This window comes from Actinoplanes sp. NPDC051494 (assembly GCF_044454705.1).
GTDB lineage: Bacteria > Actinomycetota > Actinomycetes > Mycobacteriales > Micromonosporaceae > Actinoplanes.
This window is the reverse complement of record NZ_JBITDZ010000014.1, coordinates 118,330-131,670: the sequence shown is the minus strand read 5'-3', so window position 1 is coordinate 131,670 and position 13,341 is coordinate 118,330. Positions and strand designations below refer to the sequence as shown.

Here is a 13,341-nt window from a genome sequence, read left to right as displayed (position 1 = left end):
TCCGCCGCCGACCACCTCGCGGCACCCTGTCAGCGGTGCTCGCGGACCCTGGCGACGGTCCAGCCGACGAACTCGGCGATCTCCTCGTCGGGGGTCGCGGGGTGAGCCAGCCAGTCCTCGACGACCCGGGCGAGCGAGGGCGGCAGTCCCGGCGTCGACACGTCCGGGACCGGGACGTCGGCGTACAGGTTGTCGGCGTGGTACCACGTGCCGCCCGGGTCCAGCCGGGCCACGTCGGCGCGGGTGCCGGCCACGATGAGGTCACCGGTGCGCCAGTCCCGGACCTCCCAGGTGGACGCCGACGTGCGGCCGCCGGTGACGATGCGGTAGCCGCGGCGGGCGAGGTCGTCGGCGCGGTCCCGGCGGGCCTGGTCGGCGCGGAAGGGCGCCTCGAGGACCCGCCGGGCGTGTTCGCGCACGACGTCGGTCGCGGTGATCCCGGTCGCCGTCCTCATGACACCCGGCCGGCGTACTCGGGGAGGGTGATCGCGTCGGCCGGTGGGGTGAAGAGCCGGTCGCCGAGGCGGCGGGCCGGGCGGCTGGCCGCCAGCCGCAGGGCCGTGCGCAGCGCCCGCACGCCCAGAGCGCTCCTCGGGTTGGCGATGCGGGGTGCGCCGGGTGGCAGCTGCTGCGCTTTTCGCACGTACGGCCGCAGCAGCGTCTCGTACGAGGTGAGTGCCCGGCGGTGATCGTCGTGGATGGCGAGTTCGCCGGCGAGGACGTAGGCGCCGGTCAGCGCGAGGCTCGTGCCCATGCCGCTGATCGGGGAGGCGCAGCAGGCCGCGTCGCCGAGCAGCACGACCCGGCCCCGGGACCAGGACGGGCAGTGGATCTGGGCGGCCCGTTCGAGGTAGAGATCGCCGGTGAGGCCGTCGAGGACCCGCTGGGCCTGCCAGCCGGCGCCGGCGAACCGTTCGCGCAGCACAGCGAGCTGGCCGGCGGGGTCGAGGCGTTCGTAGCCGCGCGGTGGGGACAGGAACGACAGGGTGGCCCGGGTCGTGCCGACGTTGTCGGGGCGCAGGGTGACCGCCCGGCCCCGGCCCGCCGGGTACCACCGCCACCACCGGTCGTCGCCGGGGGTGCGGGCGATGGTCCCGTACGCGTTGTACTGGCCGAGGTCGCGGATCCGGACCTGGTCGCCGAAGACCGTGCCCCGGGTGCGCGAGTTGATCCCCTCGGCGAGGATCACGATGTCGTAGCGCTCGGGCGGCGCGTGCCGGAACGTCGCGGTGACCCCGTCGTCGTCCTGGGTGAGGTTCTCGATCCGGTCGCCGTAGCGGTAGGTGACGGCGTCGCCGGGCAGGTCGACCAGGATCCGGGCGAGCTGACCACGGACGATCTCCAGCTCGGCGGTGGCGCCGCCGCTGTCGGTGGTGCCGGCCGGGAATTCCGCGACCGTCCGCCCGTGGGTGTCGACGAAGCGGGTGCCGACCTCGCCGGTGGAGGCCGCGGCGATCTGGTGTTCGATACCCATGTGACGTGTTACCTGCCGCCCGGCCCCGCGGACGTCGACGTTCTGCCCGGAGGCGCGCAACGCGGGCGCGCTCTCCACGACGGTCACGTCCCCGCCGTAGCGGTGCAACCAGTAGGCGGCGGCCGGCCCGGCGATACCGGCCCCGGAGATCAGGACTTTCATGCGACACTCCCGACGTCGGGCATTTCGCTAAGCAGCTTAGCAACTAAGGAGGTGAAATAGAATGGACGCGTTCGACAACCCGCTGCCGCTCACCATGACCGCGGTGAGCGAGCTCGTGACCGAGTCGGTGCGGCTGCGGCACACGCTCTCGCGGCGGGCCGGGCTGAGCGAGACGGAGCTGGACGCGCTGCAACGCCTGGTCGAGTCCCCGTCGACACCGAGCGAGCTGGCCCGGCTGCTCGACATCAGCACCGCGGCCTCGACCGGCGTGGTCGACCGCCTGGAACGCCACGCCCACGTCGAGCGCCGCAAGCACCCGACCGACCGCCGCCGCCTGGAGATCCACGTGACCGAATCCGGGCGCGCGGAGATCATCGGCCACCTGCGGCCCATGCTGGCCGCCCTGGCCGTCCTGGACGCCGGCCTCACCCCGGCCGAACGCGACGTGGTCCTGCGCTTCCTCACCGGCGCGAAAGCCGCCTTCGAGGCCGTCTCCCGCACGGCCGGGAAATAGCCCGCGGGTCAGAGGACGTGCTTGCGGTAGCCCTCGAGGGTGTCGGTGAGGATCTCGGCGCCGGGGCGGGCCCAGACCTGTTCGTTGAAGACCTCGACCTCGATCGGGCCGGTGAAACCGGTCGCGTCGACCGCTTCGCGGAAGCGGCGCAGCTCCACGCAGCCGGTGCCGGGCAGGCCCCGGCCGAGCAGCACCCCGGCCGGCAGCGGGGTGATCCAGTCCGCGACCTGGAAACTGGCGATCCGGCCCTCGGCCCCGGCGCGGGCGATCTGCGCCCACACCGTGTCGTCCCACCACAGGTGGTAGGTGTCCACGACGACCCCCACCGCCTCGGCCGGATGGGGCCGGGCCAGGTCGAGGGCCTGGCCCAGCGTCGACACGACGCAGCGGTCCGAGCAGAACATCGGGTGCAGCGGCTCGATCGCCAGCCGCACACCGGCGGCCAGCGCGTAGGGCACGAGCTCGCCGATCGCGTCGCCGATGTGGGCGCGGGCGCCGTCCACGTCACGGCTGCCGGCGGGCAGGCCCCCGGAGACGAGGACGAGGGCCGGTGCGCCCAGGTCGTACGCCTCGTCGATGGCCTGGCGGTTCGAGAGCAGCCAGTCGGGGCGGTCGAAGAAACCGCCGCGGCACAGCGAGGTCACCGACAACCCGAACGAGCGCAGGAGCGTGGCCGTCCGGGCGACACCGAACTCCTGGACCTCCTCGCGCCACAGCCCGACCTGGGTGACGCCCTGCGCGACGCAGCCGGCGGCGAGCTCCGGCAACGGCCAGCCGCGGGTGGTGGCCTGGTTGAGCGAGAACCGGTTCACGCCGTGACCCCCGCCGTGATCGCCCACGCCCGGGCCCGCCGGGACGCCAGGTCGGCGTCGGGCAGCACACCGGCCGCGTCGGCGAGCCGGATCAGCCGGGCGAGGTGCAGCGGCGACCGGCCGCTCTGCGCGCCCGCGATCATCGTGAAATGGTCCTGGTGGCCGCCCAGCCAGGCCAGGAACGCGATCCCGGTCTTGTAGAACCAGGTGGGGGCCGCGAACAGGTGGCGCGCCAGGGTCACGGTCGGGGTCAGGATCTCCTCGTACGCCGTGAGCTCACCGTCGTCGAGCGCCCGTAACGCGGCCGCGGCCGGCGCGGCGATCGCGGCCAGCACGCCCAGCAGAGCGTCGGAGTAACCCTGCTCGTCGCCGCGGATCAGCGCCGGATAGTTGAAGTCGTCGCCGGTGTAGAGGCGCACCCCGGCCGGCAGCCGGCGGCGCAGCGCGACCTCGAAGTCGAGGTCGAGCAGGGACAGCTTGATCCCGTCGACCCGCCCGGGGTGCGCGGCGATCAGCTCGAGGACGGTGTCCGCCGCGCGCGCCGGGTCGTCCGATCCCCAGTAGCCGGTCAGCAGCGGGTCGAACGCCGGTCCGAGCCAGTGCAGGATCACCGGTGTGCTGGTCTCGGCGAGCAGTCGTCCGTACAGATCGAGGTACTGCCCGGAGCCCGCGCCGGTGGCAGCCAGATGGCGGCTGCACATGAGGACCGGCACCGCGCCCGCCTGCTGGACGTCGGTGAGCTGCTCCGCGTACGCCTTGTGGATCTCGTCGGGGGTGGCCGGGCCGGCCGGCAGCTGGTCGGTGGCGACACCCGCCGCGATGCTGCCGCCGACCGCCGCGGCCTCGCGCGCCGAGCGGTGGATCAGCTCGCGGGCGGCGGGATAGTCCAGGCCCATGCCGCGCTGCGCGGTGTCCATCGCCTCGGCGACCCCGAAGCCGTACGACCACAGGTGCCGCCGGAACGCCAGCGTGGCCTCCCAGTCCGGGGCGGGTGCGGCGCCGGGGACGTTCTCGGCGAGCGGGTCGGCGACCACGTGCGCGGCCGCGTACCCGATCCGGCCGGTGAACCGCCCACCGGGAGCGGCCCACTGCGCGCCCGCACCGGTGAAGCTGAAGCCTCCGTCGGGGAGTTCGACGCTCATCGCTCCAGCTCCGGCAGCTCGATGCGGCGACCCTCACGGGCCGATTGCAGACCCAGCTCGGCGAGTTGCACGCCGCGCGCCCCGGCCCACAGGTCCCAGGTGTACGGGGCGTCCTGCGCGATGTGCCGCAGGAACATCTCCCACTGGGCCTTGAACCCGTTGTCGAAGTCCTCGTTGTCCGGGACCTCCTGCCACTGGTCGCGGAACGAGTGCCCGACCGGCAGGTCCGGGTTCCACACCGGCTTCGGGGTGGTGGCCCGGTGCTGGATCCGGCAGTTACGCAGGCCCGCGACGGCGCTGCCCTCGGTGCCGTCCACCTGGAACTCCACCAGCTCGTCGCGATTGACCCGCACGGCCCACGACGAGTTGATCTGGGCGACGACGCCACCCTCCAGTTCGAAGATCGCGTACGCCGCGTCGTCCGCGGTCGCCTCGTAGGCCTCGCCCCGCTCGTCCCACCGGCGCGGGATGTGCGTCGTGACGTGGGCGGTGACCGCCCGCACCGGGGCGAAGATCTGCTCCAGCACGTAGTGCCAGTGCGGGAACATGTCGACCACGATGCCGCCGCCGTCGGCCGACCGGTAGTTCCAGCTCGGGCGCTGGGCCTGCTGCCAGTCGCCCTCGAAGACCCAGTAACCGAACTCACCGCGTACCGAGAGGATCTTGCCGAAGAAGCCGGCGTCCACCAGGCGCTGGAGCTTGCGCAGGCCGGGCAGGAAGAGTTTGTCCTGCACGACGCCGTGCCGCAGGCCGGCGGCGTCGGCGGCCCGGGCCAGCTCGATCGCGCCGTGCAGCGTCGTGGCGGTGGGCTTCTCGGTGTAGATGTGCTTGCCGGCGGCGATGGCCAGCCCGATGGCCTTCTCCCGCTCGCTGGTGACCTGGGCGTCGAAGTAGACCGCCATGTCCGGGCGGGCCAGCGCCGCACCCAGGTCGGTGGTCCAGTCGGTCAGCCCGTGCCGGGTGGCGATGTCGCGCAGCTTGGCCTCGCTGCGGCCGACGAGCAGCAGCTCGGGCCAGAGCAGCGTGCCGTCGCGCAGGGGCACTCCCCCGGCCTCGCGGATCGCCAGCAACGAGCGGACCAGGTGCTGACGGTAACCCATGCGGCCGGTCACGCCGTTGAGCACGATCCCGACGGGAACCCGAGTGGTCATGAACCGTACCCCCTGAGGTAAGCGCTTTCCTGGCACATTACCGACAGGCGTGCCCCAACCTCAAGAGCTGGTTCGGCTAGTCTGGGCGGGTGGCGACTCTGGCGGACGTCGCGCGGCGTGCGGGGGTGTCCACCGCCACCGTCTCGCGCATCATCAACAACAGCCCCAAACCGGTGGCCGAGGCCCTGCGCGAGCGGGTGCTGGCCGCCGTCGCCGAGCTCGAGTTCGTGCCCAACGCCAACGCGCAGCAGCTGGCCCGGGCCCACAACAGCGCGGTCGGGGTGATCGTCCACGACGTCTCCGACCCCTACTTCGCCGAGATCACCCGCGGCCTGCAACGCGTCGCCACCGAGCACGGCCGGCTGGTCATCATCTGCAACAGCTACCGCGACCCGGAACGCGAGCTGGCCTATGTGGACCTGCTGCACGCCCACCGCACCGCCGCGGTCGTGCTCGCCGGCTCCGGATACATCGACCCGGAGACCACCCGGCGCCTCGACCGCAAACTGCGTGTCTTCGAGAGCACCGGCGGCCGGGTCGCGGTCATCGGCCGCCACGAGCACGCCGGCGACGCCATCGTCCCGGCCAACGAGCACGGCGGGCGCCTCGCCGCCGACGCGCTGTACCGCCTCGGCCACACCACCATCGGCGTGATCGCCGGCCCCCGGCACCTCACCACCACCGCCGACCGCCTCACCGGCCTGCGCGCCGCGGCCCGCGAGCACGGCCACGACCTGACCGACCGCCACATCGAGTACGCCGACTTCGACCGCACCGGCGGCCACGCGGCGGCCGCCCACCTGCTGGCCCGCGACCCCACGCTCACCGCGATCGCCGCCCTCAACGACTCCATGGCCGTCGGCGCGCTCGCCTACCTGCGCGAACAGCGCATCGACGTGCCCGGCCGGATCAGCCTCATCGGCTTCGACGACATGCCCATCTCGGTGGACGTGACCCCACCGCTGAGCACGGTCCGCCTCCCCCTGGAGGACATCGGCGTCCGAGCCATGTCCCTCGCCCTGCGGGGCCGCGGCGGCGACCCGCACATCGAACACGTCGAGGCGGAGCTGGTCCTGCGTGGCAGCACCGCCCCGCCCCCCACCTGACCGCCCCGCCCCCCACCTGACCGGCCCGCCTTCCCGCCGGCCCGCTCGCGTCAGAGCGGCCGGAAGAAGTTGACGAGGTTGCCGTCGGGGTCGCGGAACAGCAGCGACCGGTTGCCCCACGGCATCGTGGTGGGCTCGTAGACCACGTCCGTGATGACGTCGCCCCGTCGCTGCCGGGCCGCGTCCACGTCGTCGACGAGGAATTCGATGATCACCGGGCCGCTCCCGCCGGGCTCGGCCAGGCCCGGGACGGTCCGGGTACTGCCGATCGCGAGCGTGGCCGAGCCGACGGTGAGCTTGGCGAACTCCGGGTTCGCCCACTGCGCCACGGTGCCGGTCGCCTTCTCGTAGAAAGCGACGAGCCGGGCGACGTCCTGCGTGATGATGCGTGCCGAAACAAGATCCATGCCGGCAACCGTAGAATCAATAGGGGACAGAATCCGCCCACTATGGGAGATGATGTGGCCCTACTATCGGAGATCATGTGGTCCGGCCCACCGCCCGCGTCCTGACGCTGCTCGAACTGCTCCAGTCCGGCGGCATCCGCACCCGGGCCGAGCTCGCCGACCGGCTCGGCGTCGACGAACGCACCGTGCGCCGTTACGTGCAGCACCTGATCGACCTCGACGTCCCGGTCGAGTCGGTCCGCGGGCGTTACGGCGGCTACCGGCTCGGCCCCGGCAGCCGGATCCCGCCGCTCATGCTCACCGACGACGAGGCCCTGTCCGTGCTGCTCGGCCTGATCGCCGGTCGCCGCACCGGGCTGCTGACCGCCGACGGCACCGCCAACGAGACCGCCACCGCGAAGATCCGCCGGGTCCTGCCCGCCCGGCTCGCCCGCCGGATCGACGCGGTGCTCGCCTCGATCAGCTTCACCGGCTCTCCCCCGCGCACGCCCGCACCGGACAGCGCGGTCCTGCTCACCCTGGCCGCGGCGGTCCGCGCCCGTCAGCCGGTCGCGATCCGCTACGCCGACCGCCACGGCCGGCCGAGCGCCCGTACCCTGCACCCCTACGGTGTGGTCGCGCACGAGGGCCGCTGGTACGTGACGGGCGCGGACCCGGGGATCGGCGAGGACCGTACGTTCCGGCTGGACCGGATCGCGGACGCCCGCCCGCTGCCCGGCTCGTTCATCCCGCCCCCGGACCTCGATCCCGCCCAGCGCGTGCTCGCCGGCATCGCCCGGGCCCCGTACCGGTACGAGGTCACCCTGCACATCCAGGGCACACCCGAGCAGATCCGCGCGGTGCTGCCCGCGAGCCTCGCCACCATCGTCGCGTCGGCCGGGGGCCGGCAGCGCGTCGAGCTCCGCACCGAACGCCTCGACTGGCTGCCGGCCCTGCTCGCGTCCCTCGACCGGCCGTTCACCATCGAGCGCCCGGCCGAGCTCAACGACCTTGTCACCGCCCTCGCCGGCCGCCTGCTGAACGCCGCGGGCGGCCTCACCGCCCCTGACCGGTGAACAGGCCGATGACGCTGCCGGGGGTCTTGTCGCCGAAACAGATGTCGAAGTCACGGACCGCCTCGACGGCCTCGTCGGCGCCCCGGGGGAAGAGTTCCCGCTCATAGGCGGTCAGTGCTGCCTCCACGTCGCCGGGGTGGGCGGCGATGGCGCCGGCGAGTTGCGCGCCGTCGAACATGGCCAGGTTGGCGCCTTCCCCGTTCGGGGGCATGAGGTGGGCGGCGTCGCCGAGCAGCGTCACTCCCGGCACCCGGTCCCACCGGTGCCCGATCGGCAGGGTGTGGATCGCACGATGCACCGGCGGCGTCTCCCCGTCGGTGATCAGGGCGGTGAGCTCCGGCGCCCAGCCCTCGAACTCCGCGGCGATCCGCGCGCCCGCCGCACCGGCGTCGGAGAAGTCGATGCCGTCGAACCACGCCGCCGGCCGGGTGAGCGCGACGTACGTGTGCAGGACGCCGCCGGCCTCGCGGTGCGCCTGGATACTCTTGCCGGGGGTGACCGCCATCATCGCGCCGGTGCCGACCGCCGCCGCGCTCGCCGGGTGCCGCTCGTCGGCGTCGAACAGGTAGGTCTCGACGAAGGACGTGCCGGCGTACGCGGGTCGCGCGCCGGACACCAGCGGCCGGACCCGGGACCAGGCACCGTCCGCCCCGACCAGCAGGGTGGTCGGCACGGTGGTGCCGTCGGCGAAGGTGAGTTCGTGCCGGCCGTCACCGTACGGGCGGACCACGGTGACCCGGTGCCCCCAGGCGACGGTGCCGGCCGGGAGCGAGTCGAGCAGCAGCTGCCGCAGGTCCCTCGGCGAGGTGGCGGCGACGTGGGCGGCCCTCGACCCGCGGGAGTTCCCGTTCGTCCGCGGCCTCGCGGACCGGCTGCGCGACCACGACGACCGCGCGCAGTTCCTCGCCGGCGTCGACCTCATCCTCGCCGGGATCGCCACGCTATCGGGTGGTGAGTGATTACCGCTGCTCAGGACGGGTACGCAGAGAGCATGACGGATACACGGACACATCTGGACGGGCACCAGGAGGCTTCGACCGGCGACCTTGTCAGCAGGATGAGCGCCCAGGTCTCCGAACTCGTACGCGAGGAGCTCGCGCTCGCCCGTACCGAGATGGTGGAGAAGGGGAAACGGGCCGGGACCGGCGCCGGGCTGCTGGGTGGTGCCGGCGTGCTCGCCCTCTACGGTGTCGGCGCGCTGCTGCTCACGGCCGGTGCGGCGCTCGCGCTTGTGTGGCCCGCGTGGCTGGCGGCCCTGACGGTCACCGTGCTGGTGTTCGTCATCGCCGGGGTCGCCGCACTGCTCGGCAGGAAGCAGGTCCAGCAGGCCGTGCCGCCCGCGCCGACCGCCGCCGTCGACAGCACGAAGCAGGACGTCGAAGCGGTGAAGCGGGCAGCGAGGCACTAAGCCATCTGGTGACCCTGGACCAGGTCGTCGATCGCACGCTGGGTCGACGTGAGGGTCTGCATCGCCGCCTCGATCTCCTGGATGCTGCGGACCGCGTCGCTGGTCTGGGCGCGGATCCCCTGGACCTGTTCGGAGATGCTCTCGGTGGCCCGGCCGGTCTCCGTGGCCAGCTCCTTGACCTCGTGCGCGACGACCGCGAACCCGCGGCCGGCCTCGCCCGCGCGGGCCGCCTCGATGGTGGCGTTGAGCGCGAGCAGGTTGGTCTGCGACGCGATGCCGGTGATCAGCTTCACCACCTCACCGATCTTGGCGCTGCTGGCGTCCAGGGCGGCGATTGTCTGCGCGGCGGTCGTCGCCCGGGCCACCGCGGCGTCGACCGAGCTGGTCAGATCGGTGCTCACGCCGGCCAGCTGGGTGGTGGACGACGCGAGCTGGCGCAGCTGGGACTCGCTGCGCTCCATGAGCTGCTTCTCGTTGTCGATGTCGCGCAGGCCGCCGGCGACCCGCAGCGCCCGACCGGTGCCGTCCCGCTTCGTCGCCCCGGTGGCGACGAACCAGCGGTAGTCGCCGTTCTTGAGCTGCAGGCGGTACTCGACGTTGTAGGGCGTCCGGCCGGTGCGGTCGTTCAGGTGACCCAGGAACGCGTCGACGGTGGGCTGCGCGTCCTCGGGGTGCAGCCGCGAGGCCCAGCTGCTCAGGATGTTCGGGAAGTCCGATTCGTCCCGAAATCCCAGCATGCGGCGGAACTCCTGGGACCACTGGAACGGGTTGTTCGGATTGACCGGGTCGTGCGCGACGACATCCATGTCCCACAGCCCGATGCCGGCGGCCTCGGTCATCAGCGTGAAACGTTCCGCCTCGTCGTTGCGGGCGGCCTCCAGCTCCGCCAGCTGCCGGTGCACGGCTTCCAGCTCGGCCCGGACCTGGTCGGCCACCGAGACCTCGGCCCGCTCGGCCGCGGCCGTCTGCTCATCGCGCGTTTTCCTGCCAAAAGCCACGGTCGCTCAGCTCCCTGTTGTCCCTGTGACCAGCCGTATCGGCAGGATCGGCGGCCGCTGCAGGCTTTGTGACCTATCGGTTCGATGACGTAACACGCGCGCAATCGCCGGACCTCACATAGATTGTGGTCATGATCGGAGACCACAGAGGACTGAGTCGTCGTTCCCTGCTCGCGCTCGGGGCCGGGGTCGCCGCGGCGCCGCTGCTCAGCGCGTGCGGGGGCGTCTCCACCAGCGGTGCGGACGGCGGCGCCGGCTCGGTGACGCTGATGTCCAACCAGTTCAGCCCGGTCGAGGAGAAGCAGCGCTTCGAGAAGATCCTGCAGGCCCGGGTGACCGGCGAGAAGGTCGCGTTCAACCAGGTCGAGACCGGTATCTTCGCCTCCACCCTGCAGACCCAGGTCGACGCCGGCAAGGTGCAGGTCAGCGCCGTCGGTGCGCTGCACGGTGACCTGGCGCAGCACGCCGAGAGGTTGATCGATCTCGACGACGTGCTCGCCGGCCTCGCCGACCGCGGTTTCGCCGCGGAGCTGACCGAGCTCGCGAAACTCGGCGGCACCACCACGAAGTACATCCCGTGGATGCAGGCCAGCTATGTGCTCGCGGTGCACAAGAAGGCTCTGGAGTGGCTGCCGAGCGGCGCCGACGTGCAGAAACTCACCTACGACCAGCTCCTGGCGTGGACCACGGCCGGGCAGCAGGCCACCGGCAAGCCGATCCTCGGGATCCCGGCCGGCCCCAAGGGCCTCTACCACCGCTTCTTCCAGGGCTTCCTGCTGCCGAGCTTCACCGGCGGGCAGATCACCACGTTCCGGAGCCCGGACGCGGCGGCCGCGTGGGAATACATGAAGCAGCTCTGGGCGCAGACCTCCCGCGGCTCCACCAACTACGACAACCTGCAGGAACCGCTGCAGCGCGGCGAGGTGCTGATCGGCTTCGACCACGTGGCCCGCCTGGTCGGCGCCCCGGCCGACAAGCCGGACGACTGGCTGATGGTGCCGGCACCGAGCGGCCCCAAGGGCCTCGGTTACATGCTGGTGCTGGCCGGGCTCGGCATCCCGAAGGGCGCCCCCGAGACGGACAAGGCCAAGGACGTCCTGAAGGCGCTGACCACCCCCGAGGTGCAGCTCGACGTGCTGCGGCAGAACGCGTTCTTCCCGGTCACGAACGTCGCGATCCCCTCCGACCTACCGCCGGCCATCGCGCTCGCGGCCGCGGCGATCAGGGCCCAGCGGGAGGCACCGAACGCGATCCTGTCGCTGCCGCCGGTCGGGCTCGGCGCCCGCGACGGCGAGGTCGGCCAGATCTTCAAGAACTGCTTCAAGGAGATCTGCCTCGACGGCAAACCGGTCCAGCAGGTCCTCGACGCCCAGGCCGGGGAGCTCAACAAGATCATGGACGAGCTGAAGATCCCCTGCTGGAAGCCGGACCCGGTCGGCGAGAACTGCCGGGCGGCCTGATGCGCCGGACCCGCCCGCCGGCGGCGCTGCTGCTCATCGCGCCCTCGATCGTCTTCATGGCCGCCCTGTTCCTCTGGCCGCTGATCGCGGGCGTCACGCAGGCGTTCTCCGGGCCCGACGGACCGACCACCACCTATGTACGAAGGATGGCCGACGACCCGTACTTCTGGGAGGCGACCCGGAACACGGCGCTGCTCATCGTCGTACTCATCCCGTTGCAGTTCGTCCTCGCCGTGGTCATGGCGTTGCTGATGCGCGAACGCCCGCGCTTCGCCGGGTTCCACTTCTACATCTGGGTCGTGCCGCTGGCGATCAGTGACCTGGCCGCCGGGCTGGTCTGGCTGTCGATCTTCACCGACCGCGGTTACCTCAACTCGGTGCTCGACAGCCTCGGCCTGGGCACCTACGCGTGGCTGTCGTTCGAGAACCCAGGCACGATGTTCCTCGCCGTGGTCGTCGCCGAGCTGTGGCGGGCCACGTCGCTGGTCTTCGTCATCGTCATCGCCGGGTTGCAGGGCGTGCCCCGCGACTACGACGAGGCGGCCGCGGTGTTCGGCGCCACGTACTGGCAACGGGTCCGGCACGTGATCCTGCCCCAGCTGCGGCCCAGCCTGCAGGTGGCGCTGATCCTGCGCACCATCCTCGCGCTGGAGGCGTTCGCGGTGGCCCAGGCGCTGACCGGGCGCAACTTCCCGCTGCTGGTCGGCGAGACCTACCAGTGGTACTACCAGCTGCAGAACCCGAACGTCGCCACCGCCATCGCGCTGGTGGTGCTGGTGCTGTCCATTGTGGCCGCGGTCGGATACCTGCGGCTCATGCGCTCCCCGGAGGCCCGCTGATGTCGCGCAACCGGGTCCTGGTGCAGCTCGCCTGCGTCGTCATCACCGCGTTCATGGGCGTCCCGCTGTACCTCATCACGCTCGCCGCGCTGTCGAGCCGCGCGTCGCTCAACGCATTCCCGCTGTCGCTGCTGCCGACCTCGCTGTCCGGCGAGACGATGACGACGTTCCTGCAGTCGACCGGCATCGTCGGCGGCCTGCTCAACTCGCTCACCATCGGGCTGAGCACGGTGGCGCTGTCGCTGCTCATCGGGCTGCCCGCGGGCTACGCCATGTCCCGTTACGCGTTCCGGGGGCGCGACGCGTACCAGCTCGCGCTGCTGCTCACCCGGGCGCTGCCGATCGTGGTGCTGTCCGTGCCGCTGGCCCGGATCTTCCTGGACACCGGGCTCTACGACACCACGTACGGCGTGACGCTGCTGCACACGGCGCTCGCGCTGCCGACCACGATCCTGATCACCTCCGCCATCTTCCTCGGCGTGTCCCGGGAACAGGAGGAGGCCGCCATGATCTTCGGCGCGAGCCCGCTGGCGGCGTTCATCCGGGTCGTCGTACCCCAGGCCCTGCCCGGCATCGCCGCCTCCGCGATGTTCACGTTCGTCCTGTCCTGGAACGAGGTCCTCGGCGCGAGCATCCTCACCCTCAACCGCCGCACCCTGCCCGCCCAGGTCCTCGCCACGCTCGCCGACTCCCCCCTCGCGTTCCGCTTCGCCGGTGGCCTCGCCCTGGTGGTGCCGGCCCTGATCTTCATCGCGGTGGCCCGCCGCTACCTGCTCAACATGTGGGGAACCACGCTCAGATAAGGACGTCCGC

At 72.1% G+C, this 13,341-nt stretch carries 16 protein-coding genes; 8 read left to right on the top strand and 8 right to left on the bottom strand.

Annotated features, from left to right (window positions below; all coding sequences use genetic code 11):
- Nucleotides 1–29: 29 nt before the first annotated feature.
- A complete protein-coding gene (locus ACIA6A_RS36155) occupies nucleotides 30–455 on the bottom strand; it encodes a hypothetical protein (RefSeq protein ID WP_396102538.1) in 426 nt (141 codons plus the stop codon).
- Nucleotides 452–1,636: an FAD-dependent monooxygenase gene (locus tag ACIA6A_RS36150; protein ID WP_396102537.1), complete on the bottom strand. Its 1,185-nt coding sequence runs from the start codon at nucleotides 1,634–1,636 to the stop codon at nucleotides 452–454. The genes ACIA6A_RS36155 and ACIA6A_RS36150 overlap by 4 nt, the downstream gene beginning before the upstream one ends.
- Nucleotides 1,637–1,697: 61 nt before the next feature.
- Here ACIA6A_RS36150 and ACIA6A_RS36145 point away from each other — a divergent pair, with 61 nt between their 5' ends.
- Nucleotides 1,698–2,150 (top strand): MarR family transcriptional regulator, encoded by a 453-nt coding sequence (locus tag ACIA6A_RS36145; RefSeq protein WP_396102536.1) that lies wholly within the window; start codon nucleotides 1,698–1,700, stop codon nucleotides 2,148–2,150.
- Between the two features lie 8 nt (nucleotides 2,151–2,158).
- Here ACIA6A_RS36145 and ACIA6A_RS36140 read toward each other — a convergent pair whose 3' ends face one another.
- Genes ACIA6A_RS36140 through ACIA6A_RS36130 form a run of 3 tightly spaced genes read right to left on the bottom strand, consistent with a single transcriptional unit; the run spans nucleotide 2,159 to nucleotide 5,255 of the window.
- Nucleotides 2,159–2,962, bottom strand: a complete 804-nt coding sequence (locus tag ACIA6A_RS36140) for a sugar phosphate isomerase/epimerase family protein (protein ID WP_396102535.1) — start codon at nucleotides 2,960–2,962, stop codon at nucleotides 2,159–2,161.
- Nucleotides 2,959–4,104, bottom strand: coding sequence for a DUF993 family protein (locus ACIA6A_RS36135; protein ID WP_396102534.1), 1,146 nt, complete (start codon nucleotides 4,102–4,104; stop codon nucleotides 2,959–2,961). Before ACIA6A_RS36135 ends, ACIA6A_RS36140 begins: the two co-directional genes overlap by 4 nt.
- Complete coding sequence (locus tag ACIA6A_RS36130) at nucleotides 4,101–5,255, bottom strand: Gfo/Idh/MocA family protein (RefSeq protein ID WP_396102533.1); 1,155 nt, start codon at nucleotides 5,253–5,255, stop codon at nucleotides 4,101–4,103. Before ACIA6A_RS36130 ends, ACIA6A_RS36135 begins: the two co-directional genes overlap by 4 nt.
- An 89-nt stretch (nucleotides 5,256–5,344) precedes the next feature.
- Between ACIA6A_RS36130 and ACIA6A_RS36125 the strand changes: the two genes are divergently transcribed.
- Nucleotides 5,345–6,361 carry a LacI family DNA-binding transcriptional regulator gene (locus ACIA6A_RS36125; protein ID WP_396102532.1) on the top strand — a complete coding sequence of 339 codons (1,017 nt, stop codon included), beginning with the start codon at nucleotides 5,345–5,347 and terminating at the stop codon, nucleotides 6,359–6,361.
- Nucleotides 6,362–6,411: 50 nt separating this feature from the next.
- On the opposite strand, the gene ACIA6A_RS36120 is transcribed toward ACIA6A_RS36125, so the two are convergent.
- Nucleotides 6,412–6,768, bottom strand: coding sequence for a VOC family protein (locus tag ACIA6A_RS36120; RefSeq protein ID WP_396102531.1), 357 nt, complete (start codon nucleotides 6,766–6,768; stop codon nucleotides 6,412–6,414).
- Nucleotides 6,769–6,845: 77 nt separating this feature from the next.
- Here ACIA6A_RS36120 and ACIA6A_RS36115 point away from each other — a divergent pair, with 77 nt between their 5' ends.
- On the top strand, nucleotides 6,846–7,823 hold the full coding sequence (locus ACIA6A_RS36115; protein WP_396102530.1) for a helix-turn-helix transcriptional regulator: 978 nt from the start codon (nucleotides 6,846–6,848) through the stop codon (nucleotides 7,821–7,823).
- Here ACIA6A_RS36115 and ACIA6A_RS36110 read toward each other — a convergent pair.
- On the bottom strand, nucleotides 7,804–8,553 hold the full coding sequence (locus tag ACIA6A_RS36110; RefSeq protein ID WP_396102529.1) for an FAD-dependent oxidoreductase: 750 nt from the start codon (nucleotides 8,551–8,553) through the stop codon (nucleotides 7,804–7,806). The genes ACIA6A_RS36115 and ACIA6A_RS36110 overlap by 20 nt on opposite strands.
- Before the next feature lies 1 nt (nucleotide 8,554).
- Between ACIA6A_RS36110 and ACIA6A_RS36105 the strand changes: the two genes are divergently transcribed.
- On the top strand, nucleotides 8,555–8,782 hold the full coding sequence (locus tag ACIA6A_RS36105; RefSeq protein ID WP_396102528.1) for a hypothetical protein: 228 nt from the start codon (nucleotides 8,555–8,557) through the stop codon (nucleotides 8,780–8,782).
- Nucleotides 8,783–8,814: 32 nt separating this feature from the next.
- Complete coding sequence (locus ACIA6A_RS36100) at nucleotides 8,815–9,231, top strand: phage holin family protein (protein ID WP_396102527.1); 417 nt, start codon at nucleotides 8,815–8,817, stop codon at nucleotides 9,229–9,231.
- Here ACIA6A_RS36100 and ACIA6A_RS36095 read toward each other — a convergent pair.
- A complete protein-coding gene (locus ACIA6A_RS36095; RefSeq protein WP_396102526.1) occupies nucleotides 9,228–10,229 on the bottom strand; it encodes a methyl-accepting chemotaxis protein in 1,002 nt (333 codons plus the stop codon). The two genes, ACIA6A_RS36100 and ACIA6A_RS36095, sit on opposite strands and share 4 nt — an antisense overlap.
- Before the next feature lie 131 nt (nucleotides 10,230–10,360).
- On the opposite strand from ACIA6A_RS36095, the gene ACIA6A_RS36090 reads away from it, so the two are divergent.
- Genes ACIA6A_RS36090 through ACIA6A_RS36080 form a run of 3 tightly spaced genes read left to right on the top strand, consistent with a single transcriptional unit; the run spans nucleotide 10,361 to nucleotide 13,331 of the window.
- Nucleotides 10,361–11,689, top strand: coding sequence for an ABC transporter substrate-binding protein (locus tag ACIA6A_RS36090; protein ID WP_396102525.1), 1,329 nt, complete (start codon nucleotides 10,361–10,363; stop codon nucleotides 11,687–11,689).
- Nucleotides 11,689–12,528 carry a carbohydrate ABC transporter permease gene (locus tag ACIA6A_RS36085; protein WP_396102524.1) on the top strand — a complete coding sequence of 280 codons (840 nt, stop codon included), beginning with the start codon at nucleotides 11,689–11,691 and terminating at the stop codon, nucleotides 12,526–12,528. The genes ACIA6A_RS36090 and ACIA6A_RS36085 overlap by 1 nt, the downstream gene beginning before the upstream one ends.
- Nucleotides 12,528–13,331: a carbohydrate ABC transporter permease gene (locus tag ACIA6A_RS36080; protein ID WP_396102522.1), complete on the top strand. Its 804-nt coding sequence runs from the start codon at nucleotides 12,528–12,530 to the stop codon at nucleotides 13,329–13,331. The genes ACIA6A_RS36085 and ACIA6A_RS36080 overlap by 1 nt, the downstream gene beginning before the upstream one ends.
- Nucleotides 13,332–13,341 lie beyond the last annotated feature (10 nt).